A 22,737-nucleotide genomic window follows, 5' to 3' on the forward strand; every position below is an offset into this window, starting at 1 on the left:
TTTTCCGGCGCCATGAGCCAGAGTTCCATCCCTGACTTCTTCGTCTACGGCGAGCCGGTGCGGCCGCTCGACGTCGGTTTCCTGCATGTCGAGACGGTGCTTGCCCGCAGCAACATCCATCTCGGCGAGGTCGCCGCGCACAAGCATCCGCAGATGGGCCAGATCACCTACTGGACCAGTGGCTCAGGCACCTACCGCATCGAAGAGCGCTCCTGGGACTTTTCGGCGCCCGCCGTCAGCTTCGTGCCAAGCAATGTCGTGCATGGCTTCTCGATCGGCCCAGGCACCGATGCCATCGTCGTTTCGGTCGCCGATGACGCGCTCGCCGCCATTGCCGGCCAGAGCTTGCTGCCGCTGGACAGGCCGGTGTTTACCGACGGCCCGCCGCACCATACCGCGTGGAAAAGGCTGGCGGCTGTGCTGGAGATGATCGCGGCCGAATACGCCGAGGTGCAAGCCGGCAATGACAAGATGCTGCCGGCGCTGATCGCCGTCGCGCTCTCCCACATCGCCCGCCTCGGTCCGGACGGGACAACCGCCACACCCTCTTCCGAGGCTTCGCTGGCACTGGGCTTGCGGCGGCTCGTCGACATGCATTTCCGCGACAACTGGCCGGTCGACCGCTATGTCGAGACGCTGGCCACGACACCACATTTGCTCGACAAGGCCGCCCGCACGGTGCTGGGCACCGGCGTCAAACGGGTGGTCAGCGAGCGTCGATTGCTGGAGGCGAAGCGACTGCTGCTGTTCACAGTACGCACGGTCGAGGACATCGCCTACGAGATCGGCTTTGACGACCCCGCCTATTTCTCGAGGGTCTTCCGCGAACGGATCGGCGAAGCGCCGGCCGCCTGGCGCCGCAAGCAGTTGCGGGAGCCTTGACCGGATGATCTGGATGCGGACCTTGCGGCCCGCATCCATTTTCTGGCTAGCGCCCCTGTTGCAGGCGCGCTTCCCGTTTCTTGCGCCAGGGCGCATTGGCCTCCCAATCGCCGGCCATGATGCAGCCATGGGGCAGAACCTCGTCGACGACCTCCGCCAGACCGAAATGCTCGATCTGGCGGCGCATCGAGGCGGCGTTCTTGTAGGCGCTCGGCAGCTCCGAAATATCCGTCACGCCGGAGAAGAAACGGGCATCGATGCCCTTCGTCTCCTGCGCGAAGATATCGGCGTCGCTGCGCCCGGCCTGCATGCGCCGGTGCTGGGTACGCGAGAAATTTCGCCCGGCGCCATGCGGCGAGAAGCCAAGTCCGTGCGCCGCGTTCTTGCCGCGCACGATCAGCACCGGCTCCGCCATGTTGAGCGGGATCAGCGTCAGATCGGTCGCATCGTCGGCCCAGTCGTCGAAGGCCGGCGTGGCCCCTTTGCCGTGGTAGAACAGCCCGTCCGAACGGCGGAAGACGAAGTTATGCTCGTTCCAGAACCGCTCCGACACCTTCGCCGACAGACGCTCGGCCGCCAGATCGTGGATGAGCATGTGGTTGCCCTTGGTCCATTCGCGGATCGTCTGCAGGGCCTCCCAATACTCGTCGCCTTCCTTGGTGTCGGCCGGAATCCAGGCATTCTGCGGCAAGGTTTCCGGAGACAGGATCTTGCGAACACCCTCGGCGATCTTCATCCCCTTGCTGTACAACCGCGCGCCCGGAGAGCGCGAGCCGTGATGGGTGACTAGCGCCGTCTCGCCGCTCGACTTCAGCGTGCCGACATAGGCAAAATGGTTGCCGTCGCCCTGCGTGCCGAAATGCTCGATCGCAGCACTCGTCAGATCGCGCAGCAAGGGGTTGGCCTCGAAGCGCTCGAAGACCTCCTTGGCCGGCCGGATCTGCTGGCCGCGCGGACGTCCGCCCGGCCCGAAATGGGTGACCGCGTGGACGGCATCGAGGAGTGCTGCAGGCGCCACGCCAGGAAACACCGAGATCGCCATCGAGCAGCAGATATCGGCGGAATGCATGCCGGGGTGGATGCCTTCCGAAACAGCGACGCCGCCAACCGGAATGGTGCCCGACGGACCAGTCGGGCAGGCATCCGGCATGATGGCGCCCGCACGAATGACCGGCGTGCGCATCAACTCGACCATGCTGCGTGTCACCTCTTCGACGTTGGCAGCCTCATCAGGCGTTTCCGCCTCGATGTTCAAATGCAGCGGCATGGAGGCGACAGCATGCAGCGGCAGTGCCGGCGGCGGCGCGAAAGCACGCGCGGCCTCCAGCGCATCTCTGTGTGGTCCGCCGCCCTCCAGTACCGCGTTGGCGGCGACGAGCGCCTTGCCGAACCATTTGCCTTGCGGCATACCGGCGTCGATCAAATCCTGTCCACTCAAAATCTCGGTCATGTCTTTCACTTTCGGTACATCTGCTGCACTGCGCATTGCGGACGGACGACGAGGGAGTACGAGACATTTTTCCGCCACTTCGCAAGATGCGAAGGAGGGACACGAACCCTCACGCCTTTCGGCGCCCGCAAAAGCGGGCTGCGTCTACCTGTAGTCTCGCAGGCATTCGTCCTTTTCATTCGGTCTGGCGACAAGGATCGGCAGGACAATGACTGAGCTACTTTCCGTCCCAAAGGGATGGAAGGGATGGCTTGAACATCCGACCTTCCGCCGCTTTCGCCGCGGACGCTCTATCCCTGTAGTCCTGCCTGCATTCGCCATTCATTTTCCTTCTCCGGGCGGCGACGAGTCGATGCGAGAATCCAACCGATCAACTGATCGGCGGGCGGAATCGAACCGCCAGACACCAATGTAGTCCCGCAGGCATTCGCCCTGTTCAATCAGCAGGCGACAAGGATCGGCAGGACGGTGACTGCGCCACCCCGCTCCGTGGAGCGAGAGAGTGATTTGAACACCCGACCTCCCGCCTTTTGGCGGGCGCGCTACCTGTAGTCCTGCCTGCATTCGCCATTTCTTGAGCATGATCTTTCCCGAAAACCGGAATCCACTTTTCGGGATCATGCTCTGATCTGTCGCCGCGGCGACAAGGGATGATGAAACCTGGGAGTCCTGCTCGTGCCAGAGAGCGCCTGCGAGGTGAGGAGTCGAACCTCACGGAGCATCCCGTTCCTTGGTACAGTAGTTCCATCCGGCATTCGCCGCGGCTGTTTCTTGCGAGGGTGACGACAAGTCTGTTGTGAAACTGCCTTTCTGCTCTGCCGACTGAGCTACGGAGCCGATTGGCAGCTCCGGCGGGAATCGAACCCGCGACCCGAAAGTTAGGATGTAGTTCCACAGGCATTCGTCACGCTCTCAATTTCTCTTCTCCTTTTCCAACCACGACCGAAGCCGTGCAAAAAGTCGTCGGACATGACGACAAGGTTTGACGAAACGTCCCGCTCTGACCGCTGAGCTACTGGTCCATAGTGGCGGACCCGACGGGATTCGAACCCGCGACCTGGAGGTGAACAGCCTGTAGTTCCATCGGCATTCGTCATGCCCTGATGACCTTTGTTTGTTGGTCCCGGCGGGCGCGCCGCCGGGACCATTGTCTAGAGTTCGACCGCCTCGATTGTGCGCACCCAATGATCCGGGTCGCCGCTCGAGGACAACATCGTCCCGATCACTTCGAAGACGCGGTCGGAGAAGCCGCCGACATTCAGGATGTCGGCCGGCGGCTTGGCCTGCGTCGTCGTGTACGGCTGGATGTCGACGCAGACCAGCTTGGCTGCCGGGTTAAACGCCTTCAGCTTGCGCCATTCCTGCATCGTCACCGTGCCCTGATGTGCATGCGCGGACGCATCCACCCAGGACTGGTTATCCGACACGAACACCACCAGGTCGACTTTCGCCTTCTCCCGCACCAGCCGTGCCAGCGGAGCCGAACAATTGGTCCCGCCACCGCCGATGGCGGCAAGCTTCGCGGCGTTGGTCATCACCGTGTCACGAGCGTTGAGGCTGATATCAACCACATCGTTCTCGAACGGCAGGACCCGGGCCGTTGGGTTGCGGCGCAGCATCGCGGCGGCCACCAGGGCAGCCACGTCGATACAGCGCACGGCCGACGTCGCGCCCTTGCGATACCCGGTCGCCGGCGAGCCCATGGAGCCCGAAACGTCCGGGCACACGACCACGTTGCCGTTGATCAGGGGAACGTTGCCGAGCGCGATTTCCATCGCGTCCTGCAGTGCGTCCCTGACCACGCCGGGCACGTTCGCATCGGTCATGGTGAACGCCACCATGAGCTGATACGGGAACACCCGGGCGCGCCGGATTTCCTCCGGATCACGCAGACGCGTCGCCAGCCTTTCCGCGAACCCGTCCACTTCGAACACGCCGTTGCGGGCGAAAGTGTTCAGGTTCTGCCGCAGCATCTGCCATCCGGCCGTCTCCGCGATCTGCACCCAATGCGCTGATGTCAGCGGCATCGAGGTCAGCATCTGGAACGGCACTTCGGGCACAGGCAGCGACGGATCGCGCTTGAACGCCTCGAAAGCCTTCACCACCTCCGGCAAGGCCACGAATTCATGCGGCTTACCGATCAGGTAGCCATAAAGCGCCTCACGCGACGCCGATTTCGGCTTCGGGTGAACCATCTTGATGACATCGGCCAGCGACGGATCGTTGCCGACCGCGGCCCGCATGATCTCAAAGTCGGCCGCCTGCTCGAGCCACGCCTGGACAAGGCGTTTCGGCCGCGTGCCGAGCGACTTACGCCCGGTGGCGCCGGAACGCATTACCTGCACGAAAGTGCGCAGCATCTTGCCGTTCCTGACGATGCGCCCGAACGCACGGTTGAACTCGTCACCCTGCATGCAGGAGAGAACGGCCAGCAGGAACGCCGGCATATCCTTCATGTAGCCCTGCTCGAAGGCGTGGACGGCGGTGCGCGCCAGGAATCCCGGCTCGACCTGCCAGGCGAGCTTCAGCACCTCGTCCAGCTGCTCACGCGGTTCGGCATAGAAGGTCGCGTTGAACGTTCCCGTCGCCGCCAGCTGCGCCAGAGCCTGGTGGGGCGACAGGCGGTAAGCCTGGGCGCCCTCATGGTTCTTGGCGTCAGCCGGCGGGAGCAGCTTTCCTGCAATCGTCGCAAACACGGATTTGTTCGCCATTGTTCTCATCCTTCATTTCACACCAGCATCACTACAAGCGGCATGCCAGTTCGAAGCGCGAGCGGGTCCCGGTTCGCTTAGTTTGCGGTAACTATTGATTTTATTAGAAAAGAAAAATCAAGCGCAAAACTCCTTGGCTCTGGCGTCGTCCAGGCATGTGTCTGTATAGTGATCTAGAAATCTCAACATTTATAATATAGGATAAAATGAAAAGACGCGTTGCGATTGGCATTCTCGGAACGACGCTCGATGCCGGCCGGACCGATGACCGCTGGCGAAAATGGCGGCCGACGGTGGCGCTGTGCCAGCAACCGGGGTTGTTCATCGATCGGCTGGAGCTCATTCACGGGACTCAGTCGCGGCAGCTCGCCACGCAGGTCATCGCCGACATCGAGCAGGTCTCGCCCGCCACCGAGGTGCGGCCCCATCTCATCAGCATGCGGGATCCCTGGGATTTCAGCGAGGTCTATACCGGCCTGCGCGATTTCGCCCGCGGCTATGCATTCGACCCTGAGAAGGAAGACTACCTCGTCAACATCACCACCGGCACCCATGTCGCGCAGATATGCTGGTTCCTGCTCACCGAGGCGCACTTCATCCCGGCGCGGCTGCTGCAGCTTTCGCCACGCAAGCAGGGGCGCGACGAGGATGTCTCCGGCAGCCATTCGATCATCGATCTCGACCTGTCCCGCTACGATGCGATCGCCACGCGCTTTACGGCCGAACACGACGAAGCGACATCGTTCCTGAAATCGGGCATTGCCACCCGCAATCCGGCTTTCAACCAGATGATCGACCAGATCGAGAAGGTGACGATCCGCTCGCGCGCGCCGGTGTTGTTGACCGGCCCGACGGGGGCAGGCAAGTCACAGCTGGCTCGGCGCATCTACGAACTCAAGAAGGCGCAGCGGCAGGTCTCCGGGGCCTTCATCGAGGTCAATTGCGCGACGCTCCGCGGCGATCAGGCGATGTCGACGCTGTTCGGCCACGTCAAGGGTGCCTTCACCGGTGCCCAAAACGAGCGTGCCGGATTGATGAAGTCGGCTAATAAGGGCGTGCTTTTCCTCGACGAGATCGGCGAGCTCGGCCTTGACGAGCAAGCCATGTGCCTGCGCGCCATCGAGGAAAAGCGCTTCCTACCGGTCGGCGCCGACCAGGACGTGATGTCGGATTTCCAGCTTCTCGCCGGCACCAACCGCGATCTTTCGATCGGTGTGAAGGAGGGCAAGTTCCGCGAGGATCTGTTTGCGCGGCTGAACCTGTGGACGTTCCAGCTTCCGGCGCTGCGTGACCGTAAGGAAGACATCGAGCCGAACCTCGAATTCGAGCTGCGTCGCTTCAGTGAGCGCGAGGGCCAGAACGCCACCTTCAACAAGGAGGCGCGCGAGCTCTATCTCAGATTCGCAATCGCGCCGGAGGCGGTGTGGCGGGCGAATTTCCGCGATCTCTCGGCATCCGTCACCCGCATGGCGACGCTGGCCCCGCTTGGCCGCATCGATGAAGAGACCGTGCGCGACGAGGTCGATCGTCTGACCGTCCTGTGGCGTGCTGGTGATGCAGGCAATCGTGAAGCCATTCTGGAGGAGGTTCTCGGCAAGGACCGTCAAAGCCAGATCGACATGTTCGACCGGGCGCAGCTGGCCACGGTGCTGGAGGTTTGCCGCGACAGCAATTCGATCAGTGCGGCTGGGCGGAAACTGTTTGCCATCTCGCGGCTGCAAAAGACCAGCGGCAACGATGCCGACCGGCTGCGCAAGTATCTCAGGCGCTTCGATCTCAGCTTCGAGGACATCGCTCGGAAATGATCGATATCATGCACGCCCTTGCGCACACCCAATAGTCCCGGTCGCCTTCGATCGCGCCGGCGCGTCAGTCCGGAAGACCGGCCTTGCGGAAGCCATCGACGAAATGCTCAAGCGTCGCTGCGTCGCGGAAGGGCTCTGTCGTGGCCCAGTGGCGGGTGGTGAAATGCGGGTTGCCGACGAGGAACAGTTCGACCTCCGCGCGCGCTTCGTCGAGCCGGCCGAGTTGCGCGAGGCTTGCCGCCAGGAAACGGCGTGAGCTTGTCCGATAGGTCTCGTCCCGGCGCAATGTCTCGACAGCGGCTTCGTAATCGCGGGCCGCATATTGCGCCGCGCCGAGCGTCAGATAGTACCAGCTTGGCGGAAACGGGTTCAGGCGGAACGCCTTGCGAATATGCTCGAGGGCCTCCTCGACCCGCCCGGCCAGCGCCGCGATGTCGGACAAAGCCGCCCAGGCGTCCGCCTCGTTCGGGTCGAGCTCGAACGCCTTGGCGAATTCCGCATCCGCCTCAGTGAAGCTGCGCTCATAGGCAAGCAGGTAAGCCAGGACCCAGCGGCAGCCGGCATCGTTGGGATCGATCGCCACGGCCTTGCGCGCCAGTTCCAGGGCAACGCTGCGGGAAGACTCACTTGGTCCGCCGGAATGCACCGATCCCATCCAATGGTTCATGGCAAGCCAGCGATAGGCCTCGGCATATTCGGGATCGAGCGCCACCGCGCGCGTCAGCATCAGATGCGCTTCCTGCGCCATCTGCGGCGAATCATCCATCAGCTTGCGCGCCCGCACGCAGAGATCGTAGGCCTCGAGATTTCTGGGCCGGTGGCGTGGCGGCGGTGCGCGCAACCGGCCGAGCAGCGCCTCCACGATCTTGGCCGTCACCTCGTCCTGGACGGCGAAGATGTCTTCCAGGCCGCGATCGAAGCGTTCCGCCCATAGATGATCGCCACTGACCGCGTCGACCAGCTGCGCGTTGATGCGCACGCGCCCCGAGGCGCGTCGGGCGCTGCCCTCCAGCAGATAGTGCACGCCAAGATCGCCAGCGATCTCACGCACGTCCATCGCCTTTCCCTTGTAGGCAAAGACCGAGTTGCGGGCGATGACGAACAGGCCGGATATCCTCGACAGGTCGGTGATCAGGTCTTCCGTCAACCCATCCGCGAAGGAGTCCTGCTCGGGATCGTTGCTGACATTGACGAAAGGCAGCACGGCTATCGATGGTTTGCCGGGTAGCGGCAAAGGTTTTCGCTTCGCGTCACCAAGCTGTTCGATGGGCCCCGTGAAGCGGTAGCCGACGCGTGGAACGGTGACGATCCATTCGCCGCCATCCCCAACCGGGCCAAGCAGCTTGCGCAGCTGCGCGATCTGAACGGTGAGATTACCTTCCTCGACCGCAGTGCCCGGCCATGCGGCGTCCATCAATTCGGCCTTGCTCAGGATGTCGCCGGGCCGTCCGACGAGCGCCGCGAGCAACTTGAGCCCGCGGTAGCCGACGGCAGCGGGCACATCGTTCCGAAGCAGCGTTCCCGCACCGGTATCAAGCACGAACGGACCAAAGGCGAAGCGTGATCCCTGCATAGGGCGCATCTATAGAGCAATTTCAGGAACAGTGTGAAACGGTTTTCCCGGGAAGAGCGCGTAGCGCTTTTCCTCAGGGAATTGCGTCAAAACAAAGAGTTAGGGCAGGTTGCCGGTTCCGTGAACCGGTGACCGGCTCTACCCATTTGGAACTTTTGAGAACTATTTGGGAAGGCTTAATTACGGCGCTGTCCGTAACCTGCAGAATTCGGCCTCTTTCAGGTCGAGGGCCTCTGGACCCTCAAACCATATGGAGGTTGTCATGACCAACATTCTTGAATTTGCCCCGCACAAGACAGCGCAGTCGGGAACGCCCGTGGCGCCAAAGGCGCGTCGGCATCTGACGACCCTGCAGAGCATTATTGCGAGCTGGCACGATCGGACCTGGCGCGAGCGGATCCGCTTTCGCTGGGAGCTTGCGCAAATGGCGAGGGACAATCCCTATCTGATCGACGATATCGGTCTGACGGACCGGCAGGTCGAGGCAGAGCTCGCCAAGCCGTTCTGGCAACGTTAGCGCGAAGGTTGCAAGGGCACCGGATCGCGGCCATGCCATTCGTCATGCTGGCGGCATTGGCTGGGCTGGCCAGCAGTTGTCGGGCGGCGCGGCATCGTCGGCGAGCTTTTTATGCGCGGCTTCTGAAGCCGGCAGCGAATGATTGACCGGCAGCGAAGGACTGACAGCAATCGATCCGGACGGTTCAGGAATAGCAACCGCGTTCAATCCCGAGGCGGCGCACCAGCGCCAGCACGGTATCGATGGTGGGGGTCGGCTTGTCCGTTAGCCGGCCAAGTTCCTGCACCGCGCTGACCAGCGCGTCGATCTCCATCGGCCGGCCGCGTTCCAGGTCCTGCAGCATCGAGGTCTTGTGCTCGCCGACATCGCCGGCGCCCTTGATGCGCCGGTCGACGGCTATGGGAAAACGCACGCCGAGACTTTCGCCGATCGCCTGTGCCTCCAGCATCATGGTGCGGGCAAGCGTTCGGGTTGCCTCGTCGGCAACGATCGCCGCCAGCGTGCTGCCGGTCAGCGCCGAGATCGGGTTGAAGGAGAGATTGCCCCACAGCTTGACCCAGATTTCGCTGCGGATGTCGTCGCGGACCGGTACCTGCAGGCCTGCCTTGACCATCTCGTCGGCCAGAAGCGTGACCCGTTCGCTGCGCTCGCCGGAGGGTTCGCCAAGTGAGAAGCGTTTGCCCTCGACATGGCGGATCAGGCCGGGCGCGTCGACCTCGACGGCGGGATAGACGACCGAGCCGATGACCCGCTGCGGCCCGATCCGCTCCCAGATCTTGCCGCCGGGGTCCACCGCGTTCAACCGCGTGCCTTCCAGCGGCCCCCCGACGTCATGGAAATACCACCACGGCACGCCGTTCTGCATCGTGACGACGGCGGTGTCCGGCCCGAGCAGCGGCGCGATCTGATCGAGCGCAGGGGTGAGGGAGTGGGCCTTCAGCGCCAGTACCACATAATCCTGGGCGCCAAGCTCTTCTGCTCTGGCCGCGGCCCGAACAGAAGCCACCGATTCCTGGCCGTCTTCGATCAAGCGCAACCCATTTGCCTTGATCGCGTCGAGATGCGCGCCGCGCGCGACGATCGAAAGCTCGGTCCGGCCGGCCATGGCGAGCTTGGCGGCGAGATAGCCACCGATCGCGCCGGCGCCGAAGATGGTGATCTTCATCGTCAAAGTCCGAGTTTGGCGGCAAGCCCGATCCGTTGCAGCTTGCCGGTGGCGCCCTTGGGGATCTCGTCCAGGATCAGGATCTTGCGCGGCACCTTGAAGTCGGCGAGCCGCGTCGCCGCATAGCCGCGGATATCGCTCTCGTTGGCGGCCATGCCTTCGCGCAGCACCACCGCCGCCGCCACCTCCTCGCCGAGCTTGTCATGCGGCATGGCGAAGGTGACGACCTGCGCCACCGCCGGATGGTCCATCAACACGTCATCGACCTCCAGCGGCGAGATCTTCTCGCCGCCGCGGTTGATGATCTCCTTCAGCCGACCGGTGACGCGCAGATAGAAATCCTCGTCGAGCACGCCCTGGTCGCCTGTGTGGAACCAGCCATGCGCGAACGCCGTGGCGTTGGCGTCCGGGTTCTTCTCGTAGCCTGCCGTGACGTTGGGTCCGCGAATGACGATCTCGCCGGTTTCGCCGGCCTTGAGCAGCTGCCCGTCAGGCGCCATCACCGCCACCTCCGGTCCGGCGGAGGCGCCGACGCTGCCTGGCTTGCGGAGGCCTGGCGGCAGCCGGTTCGATGCCATCTGGTGCGCCGCCTCGGTCATCCCGTAGGATTCGATCACCGGGCAGCCGAAGGTCGCCTCCAGTTCGGCCATCACTTGTGCCGGCAGTGACGCCGAGGACGAGCGGATGAAGCGCAGACGCGCTGCCGCCAGCGCCTCGGCATTGCGTGCCGCCCGCGGCAGGATCGCCTGGTGCATGGTCGGCACCGCCGTGTACCAGCTCGGCCGCGCATCGCTCAGCCACTGGAAGAAGCGCAGCGCGTTGAAGCCCGGGGTGCAGTAAATGCTGCCGCCGGCAGCCAGAGAGGAGAGCACCGCCGCGATCAGGCCGTGAATGTGGAACAGCGGCATGATGTTGAGGCAGCGGTCATTGGCCGTCAGGCCGAGCGTGGCGCCGATATGGGCGGCCGAGGCCGCGATATTGGCATGGCTGAGCGGCACCAGCTTGGGTCGTGACGTGGTACCGGAGGTGTGCAGCAAAAGCGCGATGTCGCCATCCTGCGCCATCTCAGGCGCGGCTTGCGGCCCGATCGCAGGGCCCTCGATGGCAAAGCTTCCGGCCGGCGCGTCAGGCAAAGCGATAAGCCGAAGCACGCCGATGCCGAGCCGTTCGGCCACGGTCACCGCCGGCCCGCTCTCGTCCTGCGCAACGAGGATCGCGTTGGCGCCAATATCGGTCAGGTAGAAATCGAGCTCGTCCGCCCGGTAGGCCGGATTGAGCGGCGCCGTGGAGGCGGCTGCCGCCACCGCGACAAAGGCTGCGGCCATCTCCGGCCCGTTCGGCAGCACGATGGCCACCCTGTCGCCGCGGCCGATACCGCGCGCATGCAGCGCGGCTGCCGTGGCGGCGATCAATTCGCGCAGTCCGCGATGCGTCAGCGTGGTTCTCTCGGGCGCCGAAATCGCCGACGCATCATCGGCGCCTGCGGCAAGACGGAGGGAAAGTTCTGCGTCGTTTCCAGTGTGGGTCATGTCACCGCCTATGTTTCAAGCGACCGCTTACAAAGTCCAGCGGCGATTCCGGCCATCGGGCAAATCGCCTCGGACCGATAGTCGACGTTAGCGCCGCCCCTCATCCGCCTGCCGGCACCTTCTCCCCGTATAGAGACGGGGAGAAGAGGGCGCCGCACCCTCTGTGCATTTCTCGCAACGCTGGCGATTGGCGAAACCATCGATGAAAGCGTCTTTCTCCCCGTCACTATACGGGGAGAAATGCCCGGCAGGGCAATGAGGGGCTGCGCCAACACCCGGTGATGTAATCGCCCGACTCCGGACCACGCCACCATTCTATCGATCACTTCAATACCCAAGCGCCAAACCATCCTTGCGCGGATCGGAGGCGCCGGTCAGCGTTCCCTTCTCCCAGTCGATCAGCACCACTTGCCCGCCGCCCAGCGGGTGATGCGGCTCGGCCACGCGATGGCCGCGCCGGCGCAGGCCCTCGATTGCTTCGGCGGGCACGTTGCGTTCGGCCTCCACGGTATCATCATTGTAGAATACCCGAGGCGCATCCAGCGCTTGCTGCGGGTCCATGCCGAAATCGAGCATGTTGGTCAGCAGATGGACATGTCCGAACGGCTGGTAGCCGCCGCCCATGACGCCGAACGGCATCACCACGCGGCCATTCCTGGTTGCCATGCCGGGCATGATCGTATGCATCGGCCGCTTGCCGGGCGCGATGGCATTCGGATGCGCCGGGTCGAGGCGGAAGCTCGAGCCACGGTTCTGCAGCACGACACCGGTCTTCGGCCCGACAACGCCGCTGCCGAACGAATAATAGGTCGAGTTGATGAAGGAGACCGCGTTGCGGTCGCGGTCGACGATGGAGATGTAAACCGTGTCGCTGCCTGGCAGGTCCAGGCGCGGCAGATGCGTCATGGCACGCTCGTGGTCGATCTCGGCACGCAGCCGGTCGGCATAGGCGCTGGACAGGAGTTGTGCCACCGGCACCGGGACATGATCCTGGTCGCCGACGAAGCGGTCGCGGTCGCGATAGGCCAGCCGCCCCGCCTCGATCTCCAGATGCAGGCGCTCGGCGCCGTTGGGGTCGAGCCCGCCGAGCTTGAAACCCGACAGCACGTTCAACATCAAAAGCGCCGTCAGCCCCTGATTGTTCGGCGGCATCTGGTGAATGTCGTGGCCGCCATAGGAGGTGCTGACCGGCGCCACATAGTCGCCCCTGGTCGCTGCGAAATCCTCGGTCGAATGCAGTCCGCCCAATTCATTGAGCCGGCGCACGATATCGTCGGCAACTGCGCCTTCGTAGAATCCGGCTCGGCCGTGTTTGGCGATTATCCGCAACGTGGCGGCGAGTTCCGGTTGCCGGTGGACATCGCCGGCCTTCGGCGCCTTGCCGCCGGGCAGGAAGATGCGCGCGGCATGCTCGTCGGCCGACAGATCGGTCTCCGGTTCGGCCCAGTCGAAGGCGACGCGGTCATGCACGACATATCCATTCTCGGCATAGTGGATGGCCGGCGCCAGCGCCTCGGCAAGGCCCTTGCGGCCATGGTCCTCCAGCAACCGGGCCCAGGCGTCGACGGCACCCGGCACCGTGACCGCGTGCGGTCCCTGCAGCGGGATGCAGTTGAAGCCTTTTTCCAGATACCAGTCGACCGTCGCCTTGGCAGGGGCGCGGCCGGAGCCATTGAAGGCCAGCACGTCGCCTTGTCCCGCAGGGCAGTAGAGCACGAAACAATCACCACCGATGCCGGTTGACTGCGGCTCGACGACCGCTTGCACGGCGGCGGCGCAGACGGCGGCATCCATGGCATTGCCGCCGGAGCGCAGCATCTCGATTGCGGCAAGCGTCGAAAGCGGGTGCGATGTCGCGGCAACCGCTTCCGTCGCACGGACCGGCGAGCGGCCGGGAAACTGGAAATCACGCATTCTGTTTGGATATCCCATGGTCACTTGAATCAATTCCTGCGCCCGAACATCTGCCCAACCGACAACAGGACGACCGACAGCACGATCAGACAGGTCGAGATGGCGGCGATCGTCGGGTCGATCTGGTCGCGCAGCGCGTTGAACATGCGGCGCGTCAATGTCGTCGTATCGCCGCCCGATATGAACAGCGAAACCACCACTTCGTCGAAGGAGGTGATGAAGGCGAACAGCGCGCCCGAGACGATCGAGAAGCGGATCTGCGGCATCGTCACCTGCCAGAACGCGGCGACCCGTCCGGCACCCAGGCTGCGCGCCACCCGCTCCTGGTTCATGTCATAGGAACGCAAGCCCGACAGCACCGTCAGCACCACCAGCGGCAAGGCCTGCACCGTATGCGCGATGACCAGGCCGGTCAGCGTGTTGTTGAGCCCGATCCGCGCATAGAGGAAGAAAGTGCCGATGCCGATCAGGATCACCGGAACGATCAGCGACGCCGTCAGCAGCGCGTTGATGGTGCCGTTGAAGCGCAGCGTGCCGCGGTTGATCGCATAGGCGGCGGCGGTGCCGAGCGGCGTCGCAACCAAAGTCGTCATGATCGCCACCTTGACAGAGACGATCGTCGCGTCGCGCCACTCCAGCGACTGGAAATAGGTCTGGTACCAGCGCAGCGACCATTGCTGCGGCGGGAATTGCAGCAGCGTCGAATCCGAAAACGACATGATGACGATGATGATCGACGGCGCGATCAGGAACAACAGCACGAGGCCGCCGAGGGCGTAGAGCCACAGACGTTGCCGGTGCGAGATCGGCAGGCCGATATCCTCGCTCATCGCGAACTCCATACGCCAGTGGCGCGCGCGCCGAGCAGCCATTGGAACAGCCCAAGAAGCGCCAGCGTGACCACCAGCAGCACCACGCCGAGGGCCGCTCCGGCTCCCCAGTTGGAGTAGAGGCTGGTGGTCTGTTCCATGCGCATCGCCCACATGATCACCTTGCCGCCGCCCATCAGCGCCGGGGTGACGAAGAACCCCAGGCAAAGCACGAAGACGATGACCACGCCCGAGGCAAGCCCGGGCAGCGACAGCGGAAAGAAGATCTGCCGGAAGGTGGCGACCGGACCGGCGCCAAGGTTCATCCCGGCGCGCAGGCAATCGCCGTCTATGGTCTTCATCGAGGCGTAGAGCGGCAGCACCAGGAAAGGCAACAAGATGTGCGTCATGCCGATGACGACACCCGACAGATTGTTGGCGAGCGACAGCGGCTGGCTGATGACGCCGAGGTCGATTAGCCAGCTGTTGATCAGACCCTTGCGCTGTAGGATCACCAGCCAGGCATAGGTGCGCACCAGGACCGAAGTCCAGAACGGCAGGATGACGAAGATCAGGCAGATCGAGGCTGCCCGGCGCGGCAGTTGCGACAGCATGTAGGCCAGGGGATAACCGAGCAGGACGCAGGCGCCGGTGACGATGAAGGCGACCTTGAAGGTGGTGACGAAGGTCTTGATGTAGGAGGCCTGCTCGAAGAAGCGCGCATAATTGGCGGTGCTGAGGACGCCGGCCTCGTCGAACAGCGACAGCCAGAACAGCCAGCCGATCGGCACGACGATGATGGCAAAGACCAGGAACAGGCTTGGCGACAGCAGCGCCAGCAGCCGCAGCGACTCGCGCCGGGCGTCGGCCCGCAACGACTGCGCATTCAGATCGCCGGCAGATGCGTGGAAGGCGGATTGCGCGCTCATCAGTCTGATGCCACCAGGATCGTGTCCTGCGCGTCGAGACCGAGGTTGATCGGCTGGCCGGGAGCCGGCATTCTGGCCAGCACGTCGCTGCGGCAATAGTCGCGCAGCGTCAGCTGGCGGCCGTCGCGCAGCGCCGCGTAGCAGACGAAGCTGTCGCCCTGGTAGATGATGTCACCGACCGTCGCAGTGATCACATTGACGCCGCTTTGCGGCTCGGCATTTGCCAGCAGCCGCAACTTTTCCGGCCGCACCACCATCAGGTGTTGGCCCGATGCCGGCGCCGGCGCCGCGGTATGGATTCTCCTGTCCTCGTACCAGACCGAACCATTGCGGCATTCGACGGGAATGAAGTTCGATTCGCCGATGAAGCCGGCTACAAACCGCGTCTGCGGCGTGGCGTAGAGGGTTTCCGGTCTGTCGAGCTGTTCGATGCGCCCGCCATTCATCACCGCGATGCGGTCCGACATGGTGATGGCTTCGCGCTGGTCATGCGTGACATAGACGGTGGTCATGCCAAGCCGGCGATGCAGGCTGCGCAGCTCGATCTGCATATGTTCGCGCAGGCCCTTGTCGAGCGCCGACAAGGGTTCGTCCATCAGCACGATGCGCGGCTCGAAGACGATGGCGCGCGCCAGCGCCACGCGCTGGCGTTGGCCGCCGGAGAGCTGGTTGACCCGGCGCTCGCCCAGGCCCTGCAGCTTGACCAGATCCAGCGCCTTCTCGACGCGCTCTGCCGTCTCGGTGCTTGCGACGCCGCGCTGCTTCAGCGGAAAGGCGATGTTGTGGAAGACGTTCATGTGCGGAAACAGCGCGTAATTCTGGAACACCATGCCGATGTTGCGCCTGTGCGGCGGCGTGGTGATGATCTCGTCGTCGCCGACCTTGATGCTGCCGGCATTGGCGCGCACAAAGCCGGCCAGGATCATCAGCAGCGTCGTCTTGCCGGATCCGGAAGGCCCCAGCAGCGTCAGGAACTCGCCGGCTTCGACATCGAGGTTGAGGTCGCGCAGCACCGCTACGCTGCCAAATCGTTTCTCGATCCGGCGCATGCTGATCGGCAGCGCGGATGGCGCAATGGACAAGATCATCGTCTCCTGAATTGAGGCGGCAGAGCAGGGCGAGCGGTTGCGCCGCCCTGCCGTGGTTTGGGTTCTGGCCAGGGCCTATTGCTGGACCAGATTGTTGAACTTTTCCGTCGCCTCGACCAGAGTGTCGCGCCAGAATTCGGCGTCCTGCAGCACCTGCTTCTTGACGTTTTCGGGCGCCGAATTGATGTCCTTGATCCTCTCCGGCGGGATCTTGCCGGTCTCGAAGGCCTTTTCGTTCACCGGCCCGTTGTCGACATAGAGCGGCAGATTGGCCTGCAATTGCGGGCTGACGAACATCGCCAGCGCCTTCATGGCGGCTTCCTTGTTCTTGGCGCCCTTGGGAATGACCATGCAGTCGGCGGTCAGAACACCCTGGTCGAACGAGAAGCTGACCGGCGCGCCTTCCTTCTTCAAGGTGCCGGCGCGGCCGTTCCAGATGCTCGCCATGTCGACTTCGCCGTCCTTGACCAGCTGCATGGCCTGGGCACCGGAGGTCCACCAGGCATCGACATGACCACGGATCTTGTCGACGGATTTCAGCGCGCCGTCGATATCGACCGGATAGACCTTGTCGATCGGAATGCCCTCGGCCAGTGCCGCCACGCTCAGCGTCTCCGTCGCTTGACTGCCACTCAGCGCGCGCCGTCCCGGAAACTTCTCGACGTTCCAGAAGTCGGCCCAGGTCTTCGGGCCCTTGTCGCCGAAGACATCGGTCCGGTAGATGAGCACGACCGAGGTGTAGGAAATGCCGACCCAGTCGTCATGCACCAGCTTCGGGTTGATGCCGCTCTTGTCGATGAGGCCGTAGTCTAGTTTTTCGAACAGGCCTTCCTTCGAGCCGCGTGCGCATTCGTCGGCGCCAAGCTCGGTGATGTCCCATTTGACGGCATTGCCGGTGACCTGCAGCCGCACGTCGTCGAGGCCGTTGGTGGTGTCTTCCTTGATGGTTATGCCGAGCGCATCGGCGGTCGGCTTGAAGAACGCCTTGGTCTGCGCCTCCTGGTAGGTGCCGCCCCATGAGGCGACGGTGATGGTATCGCCCGCCAAGGCGGGGGCTGCGAGCGACGCCATGAGGGCGGCAACCGCAACAACGCTAGCATTTCTGGTCATGTTCATTTTCGGCTCTCCAACCGGTGTTCCCATTGTTTTTGATTTCGCATGCTATCTTGTATACAATTTTGAGTGTAGCTTAGCGATTGGTGATGTCAACACCGTCCGGCGCGATCGAATTCAGGCGTATCGAGCAGGGCAAAGATGGAAAGAGACGACCTCGCTGGGGCGTGGCAAATTACGCCGACTGCGACTACAGCTGTGCGTGTCCCGGCTGAAAGACCGGAGAACTGGGATGGGAATCTTGGCCAAGGAAACCAAAAATACACTGCGCGACTCGGTCTATTCCTCGCTCAAGGCGATGATCGTGACCGGCCAGATTCCGCCGGGCTCGCGCGTCACCGAAAGCGACATCGCCGCAAAGCTGAATGTCAGCCGCACGCCGGTGCGCGAGGCCTTCAACCGCCTCGAGCGCGATGGCCTGGTCACCGGCAGGCCGCGCCAGGGCTATGTCGTCACCGAGTTCGACATCAGCATGTTCCGCGAGGCCTTCGAGATCCGCGAACTGCTCGACGGCCATGCGACAGAGTTGGCCGCGGCCGTGGCGACGGAGCAGGACAAGGCGCGGCTGCGAGCCATTCTGACTGAGTGCGAGCGGCTGGCCGCCATACCGGATCGCACCACCAGGGAAAAATTCCAGGAGCTCGAGGCCGGCATCGACCTGCATCGCGTCATCGCGCAGATCAGCGGCAATGTCATGCTGCACGGCATGCTGTGCGGCATCCTCGACAAGTGTCAGCACTATGTCTGGACCGAGCTCTTGTGGCTGGACGAATGGAAGATCGCCCGCGACGAGCATGCCGAAATCGTCGATGCAATCTGCGCCGGCGATGCCAGCCGGGCCGGCACACTGGCGCGCGCCCATGTGCGGGGATCCCGCGACAACGTGCTGCGCCTGCTGCAGGCCAAATCGGACTACCAGAGTTTCCTCGCCAAGGCGTCTTGACACGCCGGCTAACGGGATGAAGCGCCTGGCAGGCTTTCATTGGCACGCCCGAAGAAGTTCGAACGCCTTAGCGGCCAGCGCCTATCATGGGCTGAGCTCTATGCACTGCGGCCGAACCTCGGCCGGCCAACGATAACGGGCGGAGGGGTACAGCCGGCGAGCCCGGCTGCATTCGGCCGCTGGAATGGCATGACAGCCAGTCGCGTCCTGGTTTTCCAAATAGCCACGAGATGCCAGTGGCTCCTGCTTAGCGACGAATATGGATCCGGCTGGCGTCCCCGCCGATCGAAGTGGACCGCTAGGCCTACGTTGACTGCTGCCAATACAGCACACCGCTCAAGCTGATCGTCCGACAACTGGCAATCAGGGACTTTATCTCGCACTGACTGAACTGCCGAAAAGGTCGAGATGATGCGTCCGGGCGCAGAGGAGTCGATATATCCAGCGATAGCGTCAGTGACGTCATCGGGAACAAGAAAGTTGAATTGGCGCGACGTGGTGGAAGCTACGATCCGATTTAGCATTTCGCCTGCTGAAAGCCCCAACGGATATTATCCGCCGCGGGTGGTATATCAGCAAGAACTAATGGGCATCGATCGGTTGTTATGCACCGAATTCTAACTGAACCGGTCGAAAGGACACGCTGCCTCGTTCCGGCGAAGCGCCTTTGACCCTTCAGCCCTTGCGCTCTTGAAGGCTGTTGCCGCCATCGACCACCAGCAGCGCGCCGTTGACGTAGCTGGCGCCTTCCGATGCCAGGAACACGACCGCTGCGGCCACTTCATCCGGCCGGCCGGCCCGCGCCGGCGGCGTATGCAGGGCCGCGGTCCGCTCCATCTCGCTCGACGACCCCGTTTCGATCCAGCCGGGGGCCACGGCGTTGGCGGTGATACCGCTCTTCGCCACTTCGAGCGCCAGCGTGCGGGTCAGGCCGACCATTCCGGCCTTGGCGGCGGAATAAGCGGCGGTGCCTTCGAAGGACACCAGCGGCCCGGTGACCGACGCCACGTTGACGATGCGCCCATAGCCCGCTTCGACCATCGCCGGCAGAAATGCACGGGTGACCAGAAACGCTGTCTTCAGGCTGACGTCGATCCCTTGGTCCCAGTCGGCCTCGGTCATGAAGAGGAACGCCTTGTCGGCCGAGGGCGATGCCAGCGAGCCCATGCCGGCATTGTTGACCAGGATGTCTATGGTGCCGGCGCTTGCCCGCAGCCGCTCGACATCGGCGGCGACAGTGAGATCGGCGACTACGGCAACGGCATCGATGCCCTCGGCACGAAGCTCGGCGGCGCGATCGAGCACACGCGCGCTGGCGCCAGTGAGGACAACGGCATGGCCGGCATGGCCGAGCTGCCGGGCAATGGCAAAGCCGATGCCGTCGGACGCACCGGCCCCGGTGATCAGCGCACGCTTGATGCCGGCAGGGGACATGGTCAAATCAGCCTCCGATGGTCGCAATCAAAGCACCATAGTCGATGAATGGATTTGGCGCGCCGGATCAGATGAAACTGGTACTGCTGTGTTGTTCGGCGCCTATCAGTTCTAATAGGCTCGGCCATTGCACAGAATGTTGGCGCACCAGTCGCCGGCCGCTGCGCGAACGGCAGATTCGAACCGGAGGCTCAAATGTCAGTTGTCGAGGAAGAAGCTTCGCCCGCGGTCCCCTCACATCCTGAGGAAATTAAGTCGGTTTTCGACCTGCGCTTGGGCAAGCATGTTACCTTGCAGGGCAGTGCCAGGATAACGCCGGCAGGCGTGATCAGCGCCGGCATCGCGGTCGCCGTGATGACGCTGGCGATGGGTTATCTTGCCTCGTCGACCAGGCGTCGCAGGCAATAGGCGAGACACAGCTGACGCGCCGGCCGAAAGGAAATTGGGCGCCGCTATATCATTGCTGCGCCTGTTGGTTTCTGAGATCACCCGCTCGGAGTGTTAGGCCCGCTTGGCGGCATGAGCCGACGCTTGGCACCGAGGCGATGAACATCTCAATGGGGCCGGAAGCGACTGTCAGCTTTCAGGCTGGGCAAAACAGCGGCCCCTTGCGTCCAGCGTAGTGCGGACCGCTTTGCGCCGATTCTGTTGAAAGAGTCCGACGCACCGCAAAGTCCGCGCCGCGGGGCGGGCCTCTCGTCAGGGCGCAGCATTAGGTGTACCATTTTGGCCCTGTTGGTCCGGGGCCGGGTGATGATCGTCCCTCCATTGAACCGGAAACTGCTGGCGATCCTGGCAGCGGACATGGTCGGCTATTCAAAGGCGATCGAGATCGACGAAGCTGGCACCATCGCACGCCTGAGGGCTATCCGGGCCGATGTGACCGATAAGGCGATCGCTCTGCGCCAGGGTCGAATTGTCAAGCTGTTAGGAGATGGCGCACTTGTCGTCTTCGACAGCGTGGTCGATGCGGTGATCTGCGCAGCCGAAATTCAGAAAGCTGTGGCCGTTCGCAATGGTGGATTGCCGGAGCATGAGCGGATTGTGTTCCGCATCGGGATAAATCTTGGCGATGTGGCGCTGGTGGATGGCGATGTGTATGGCGACGGCGTCAATATCGCCGCTCGCCTAGAGCAGCTTGCCGAACCGGGCGGAGTAATGGTGTCAGGTACGGCCTACGACCATTTGCAGGGCAAGCTTGATTGGCCACTCGATTTCGTTGGCGAGCAGCATGTCAAGAACATCAACCGCCCCGTGCGGATGTACCGGGTGAGGCTCGATGGCAAGCGGGTGCGTTGGACCTTACGCAAGGCGATGCCGCGCTGGACCAGGACGGCTGCGGCGGCCGTCGTGGTGCTGGCTCTGGCGGGTGGAGGGACCTGGTGGTTCTTTCAGCCCGCGCCACTGGGGGCCAAGCCGTCGGTCGCGGTGCTGCCCTTCAATAATTATGGCGACGACGAGGTCACCGGTCGTTTGGCCGATGGATTAACTGAGGATATCATCACCGACCTCGCACGGTTTCCCGAACTTGAGGTCGTGGCCCGGAATTCGACGGAAGTTTACAAAGGCAAGCCGGTGGATGCCCGCCAGGTCGCAAGTGCGCTCCATGTCGGCTTCGTGCTGGAAGGCTCTATCCAGCGGCAAAATGGGCGGGTGCGGGTTACCGCGCAGTTGATCGATGCACAAACCGGCAACCATCTTTGGTCGGATCGTTGGGACCGGCCCGCTGAGGACGTGTTCGCCGTCCAGACCGAGATTGCAGAGCAAGTCACCAACCGTCTCGGCAACGGCGTGGGGCTGATTCAGGGAGCGGGGCGGGCTGCAGCGAAGCGTAAACGGCCGGACAACTTGACTGTCTATGATTACTATCTGCTCGGAACCGAAAGGATTGAAAAGATTACCGTAGCGGATGAGGAGGAGGCTATCAGGCTGCTCAACCTCGCTGTCGCGCTGGACCCCGGGTTCGCCCGCGCCTGGGTGGAACTTTACCATGCTCATAACATATTGGCTGGCTTCGGTATCAATCCCGAGAGTGAGATCAAGGCGGCTGCCGATGTAGCCGAACGCGCGGTGCGGCTCGATCCGAGCGACGCCGAGGCGCACGCCGTTTTTGGCATGAGCCTCAAAGAAAAGGGCGACAACTCCCGCGCCAAGGTCGAGATGGACACGGCCCTCCGCCTCGCTCCGGGTTCGGCCGAAATCCTGACATTCTATTCCGGCTACGCGGCAGGCTTCGACGAACCCGAACGCGGCGCTCAGTTGGTCGACCAAGTTATACGGCTCGACCCGAATTACCCGATGTGGGCAACTAGTTTCTACTCCACGGCCTATTTTATGGCTGGCCGCTATGAGGACGCCGCGAAGATGCTGGAGCGCAAGACGCCCGATAACTACGGCAAAGGGGATTGGGTGGTGCGTAGCAGCTCCCTCGCGGCACTGGGTCGAACCGATGAGGCGGATGCTTCAGTCAGGGAAACCCTCAAACGGTATCCGGACCTGACCATCGAGGGCCTGGTCAATGAATTCAGCTCGAGCAAGAGGGAACGCGGTCGTTTCATCGAGACAATGCCGCTCGCCGGCTTCCCGCTTTGCGCCAAGCCCGACGGGCTGGCAAAGCTCGCCAAACCAGTGCGACTACCGGAATGCGAGACGGGGGAGGCGCAGCCTCTCGGGCAGCCATAGAACAGCTCGGCTTGAGCGCTGACCGCCCGGTGAAATGAGCATCCCTACAGTGAAAGCCGGCTCGGCAAGTGAAGTCTGGCCAGTGGCGGCTATGTCCGGAATTGAGCCGCAAGCAGATCGGCAGCTTTCGAGCATCCAGTTAGCAAAAGCAGCCATTCAGCTCTCGACCCCAAGCGGACGATTTTCGCCGTTG

General features: G+C 63.2%; 17 protein-coding genes. 6 read left to right on the plus strand and 11 right to left on the minus strand.

The window, feature by feature from the left end:
- The first annotated feature begins 12 nt into the window (after positions 1 to 12).
- Entirely contained in the window at positions 13 to 882 is an 870-nt protein-coding gene (locus tag AC1DYW_RS02120; protein WP_477224961.1) for a helix-turn-helix domain-containing protein, read from the plus strand.
- A 46-nt stretch (positions 883 to 928) separates the two neighbouring features.
- Here the strand turns inward: AC1DYW_RS02120 and AC1DYW_RS02125 are convergent, their stop codons facing one another.
- A complete protein-coding gene (locus tag AC1DYW_RS02125; protein WP_477224962.1) occupies positions 929 to 2,332 on the minus strand; it encodes an RtcB family protein in 1,404 nt (467 codons plus the stop codon).
- 1,151 nt (positions 2,333 to 3,483) lie between these two features.
- Complete coding sequence (locus AC1DYW_RS02130; RefSeq protein WP_477224963.1) at positions 3,484 to 5,043, minus strand: vWA domain-containing protein; 1,560 nt, start codon at positions 5,041 to 5,043, stop codon at positions 3,484 to 3,486.
- Between the two features lie 206 nt (positions 5,044 to 5,249).
- Between AC1DYW_RS02130 and rtcR the strand changes: the two genes are divergently transcribed.
- Positions 5,250 to 6,848: an RNA repair transcriptional activator RtcR gene (rtcR, locus tag AC1DYW_RS02135; RefSeq protein ID WP_477224964.1), complete on the plus strand. Its 1,599-nt coding sequence runs from the start codon at positions 5,250 to 5,252 to the stop codon at positions 6,846 to 6,848.
- A gap of 64 nt (positions 6,849 to 6,912) precedes the next feature.
- Here the strand turns inward: rtcR and AC1DYW_RS02140 are convergent, their stop codons facing one another.
- Positions 6,913 to 8,430 (minus strand): winged helix-turn-helix domain-containing tetratricopeptide repeat protein, encoded by a 1,518-nt coding sequence (locus AC1DYW_RS02140; protein WP_457151098.1) that lies wholly within the window; start codon positions 8,428 to 8,430, stop codon positions 6,913 to 6,915.
- 253 nt (positions 8,431 to 8,683) lie between these two features.
- Between AC1DYW_RS02140 and AC1DYW_RS02145 the strand changes: the two genes are divergently transcribed.
- Positions 8,684 to 8,938: a DUF1127 domain-containing protein gene (locus AC1DYW_RS02145; protein WP_457151099.1), complete on the plus strand. Its 255-nt coding sequence runs from the start codon at positions 8,684 to 8,686 to the stop codon at positions 8,936 to 8,938.
- 184 nt (positions 8,939 to 9,122) lie between these two features.
- Here the strand turns inward: AC1DYW_RS02145 and AC1DYW_RS02150 are convergent, their stop codons facing one another.
- The 7 genes from AC1DYW_RS02150 to AC1DYW_RS02180 all read right to left on the minus strand — a co-directional run bounded on the left by AC1DYW_RS02150 (position 9,123) and on the right by AC1DYW_RS02180 (position 17,488).
- Positions 9,123 to 10,103 (minus strand): 2-dehydropantoate 2-reductase, encoded by a 981-nt coding sequence (locus AC1DYW_RS02150; RefSeq protein WP_477224965.1) that lies wholly within the window; start codon positions 10,101 to 10,103, stop codon positions 9,123 to 9,125.
- Between the two features lie 2 nt (positions 10,104 to 10,105).
- On the minus strand, positions 10,106 to 11,632 hold the full coding sequence (locus AC1DYW_RS02155) for an acyl--CoA ligase (RefSeq protein ID WP_477224966.1): 1,527 nt from the start codon (positions 11,630 to 11,632) through the stop codon (positions 10,106 to 10,108).
- A 327-nt stretch (positions 11,633 to 11,959) separates the two neighbouring features.
- Complete coding sequence (gene ggt, locus AC1DYW_RS02160) at positions 11,960 to 13,546, minus strand: gamma-glutamyltransferase (protein WP_477224967.1); 1,587 nt, start codon at positions 13,544 to 13,546, stop codon at positions 11,960 to 11,962.
- A gap of 29 nt (positions 13,547 to 13,575) precedes the next feature.
- Positions 13,576 to 14,376, minus strand: a complete 801-nt coding sequence (locus AC1DYW_RS02165; protein WP_457151103.1) for an ABC transporter permease — start codon at positions 14,374 to 14,376, stop codon at positions 13,576 to 13,578.
- Positions 14,373 to 15,284 (minus strand): ABC transporter permease, encoded by a 912-nt coding sequence (locus AC1DYW_RS02170; RefSeq protein WP_457151104.1) that lies wholly within the window; start codon positions 15,282 to 15,284, stop codon positions 14,373 to 14,375. The genes AC1DYW_RS02165 and AC1DYW_RS02170 overlap by 4 nt, the downstream gene beginning before the upstream one ends.
- The gene (locus AC1DYW_RS02175) at positions 15,284 to 16,366 is read right to left on the minus strand and encodes an ABC transporter ATP-binding protein (protein ID WP_477225558.1); all 1,083 of its coding nucleotides are present in this window, start codon (positions 16,364 to 16,366) and stop codon (positions 15,284 to 15,286) included. Before AC1DYW_RS02175 ends, AC1DYW_RS02170 begins: the two co-directional genes overlap by 1 nt.
- An 81-nt stretch (positions 16,367 to 16,447) precedes the next feature.
- On the minus strand, positions 16,448 to 17,488 hold the full coding sequence (locus AC1DYW_RS02180) for an ABC transporter substrate-binding protein (protein WP_477224968.1): 1,041 nt from the start codon (positions 17,486 to 17,488) through the stop codon (positions 16,448 to 16,450).
- Positions 17,489 to 17,717: 229 nt separating this feature from the next.
- Between AC1DYW_RS02180 and AC1DYW_RS02185 the strand changes: the two genes are divergently transcribed.
- Entirely contained in the window at positions 17,718 to 18,428 is a 711-nt protein-coding gene (locus AC1DYW_RS02185) for a GntR family transcriptional regulator (RefSeq protein ID WP_477224969.1), read from the plus strand.
- A 675-nt stretch (positions 18,429 to 19,103) separates the two neighbouring features.
- Here AC1DYW_RS02185 and AC1DYW_RS02190 read toward each other — a convergent pair.
- Positions 19,104 to 19,862, minus strand: a complete 759-nt coding sequence (locus AC1DYW_RS02190; protein ID WP_477225559.1) for an SDR family NAD(P)-dependent oxidoreductase — start codon at positions 19,860 to 19,862, stop codon at positions 19,104 to 19,106.
- A gap of 195 nt (positions 19,863 to 20,057) precedes the next feature.
- Here AC1DYW_RS02190 and AC1DYW_RS02195 point away from each other — a divergent pair, with 195 nt between their 5' ends.
- Entirely contained in the window at positions 20,058 to 20,270 is a 213-nt protein-coding gene (locus tag AC1DYW_RS02195) for a hypothetical protein (RefSeq protein WP_095084346.1), read from the plus strand.
- Between the two features lie 345 nt (positions 20,271 to 20,615).
- A complete protein-coding gene (locus AC1DYW_RS02200; RefSeq protein WP_477225560.1) occupies positions 20,616 to 22,544 on the plus strand; it encodes an adenylate/guanylate cyclase domain-containing protein in 1,929 nt (642 codons plus the stop codon).
- Positions 22,545 to 22,737: the final 193 nt, after the last annotated feature.

The organism is Mesorhizobium sp. P2_D5, from assembly GCF_056404355.1.

Bases quoted from the DNA above. Each gene is read 5' to 3' on its own strand.
- AC1DYW_RS02120 (WP_477224961.1), top strand. From the start codon at position 13: ATGAGCCAGAGTTCCATCCCTGACTTCTTCGTCTACGGCGAGCCGGTG.
- AC1DYW_RS02125 (WP_477224962.1), bottom strand. From the start codon at position 2,332: ATGACCGAGATTTTGAGTGGACAGGATTTGATCGACGCCGGTATGCCG.
- AC1DYW_RS02130 (WP_477224963.1), bottom strand. From the start codon at position 5,043: ATGGCGAACAAATCCGTGTTTGCGACGATTGCAGGAAAGCTGCTCCCG.
- rtcR (WP_477224964.1), top strand. From the start codon at position 5,250: ATGAAAAGACGCGTTGCGATTGGCATTCTCGGAACGACGCTCGATGCC.
- AC1DYW_RS02140 (WP_457151098.1), bottom strand. From the start codon at position 8,430: ATGCGCCCTATGCAGGGATCACGCTTCGCCTTTGGTCCGTTCGTGCTT.
- AC1DYW_RS02145 (WP_457151099.1), top strand. From the start codon at position 8,684: ATGACCAACATTCTTGAATTTGCCCCGCACAAGACAGCGCAGTCGGGA.
- AC1DYW_RS02150 (WP_477224965.1), bottom strand. From the start codon at position 10,103: ATGAAGATCACCATCTTCGGCGCCGGCGCGATCGGTGGCTATCTCGCC.
- AC1DYW_RS02155 (WP_477224966.1), bottom strand. From the start codon at position 11,632: ATGACCCACACTGGAAACGACGCAGAACTTTCCCTCCGTCTTGCCGCA.
- ggt (WP_477224967.1), bottom strand. From the start codon at position 13,546: ATGCGTGATTTCCAGTTTCCCGGCCGCTCGCCGGTCCGTGCGACGGAA.
- AC1DYW_RS02165 (WP_457151103.1), bottom strand. From the start codon at position 14,376: ATGAGCGAGGATATCGGCCTGCCGATCTCGCACCGGCAACGTCTGTGG.
- AC1DYW_RS02170 (WP_457151104.1), bottom strand. From the start codon at position 15,284: ATGAGCGCGCAATCCGCCTTCCACGCATCTGCCGGCGATCTGAATGCG.
- AC1DYW_RS02180 (WP_477224968.1), bottom strand. From the start codon at position 17,488: ATGAACATGACCAGAAATGCTAGCGTTGTTGCGGTTGCCGCCCTCATG.
- AC1DYW_RS02185 (WP_477224969.1), top strand. From the start codon at position 17,718: ATGGGAATCTTGGCCAAGGAAACCAAAAATACACTGCGCGACTCGGTC.
- AC1DYW_RS02190 (WP_477225559.1), bottom strand. From the start codon at position 19,862: ATGTCCCCTGCCGGCATCAAGCGTGCGCTGATCACCGGGGCCGGTGCG.
- AC1DYW_RS02195 (WP_095084346.1), top strand. From the start codon at position 20,058: ATGTCAGTTGTCGAGGAAGAAGCTTCGCCCGCGGTCCCCTCACATCCT.
- AC1DYW_RS02200 (WP_477225560.1), top strand. From the start codon at position 20,616: ATGATCGTCCCTCCATTGAACCGGAAACTGCTGGCGATCCTGGCAGCG.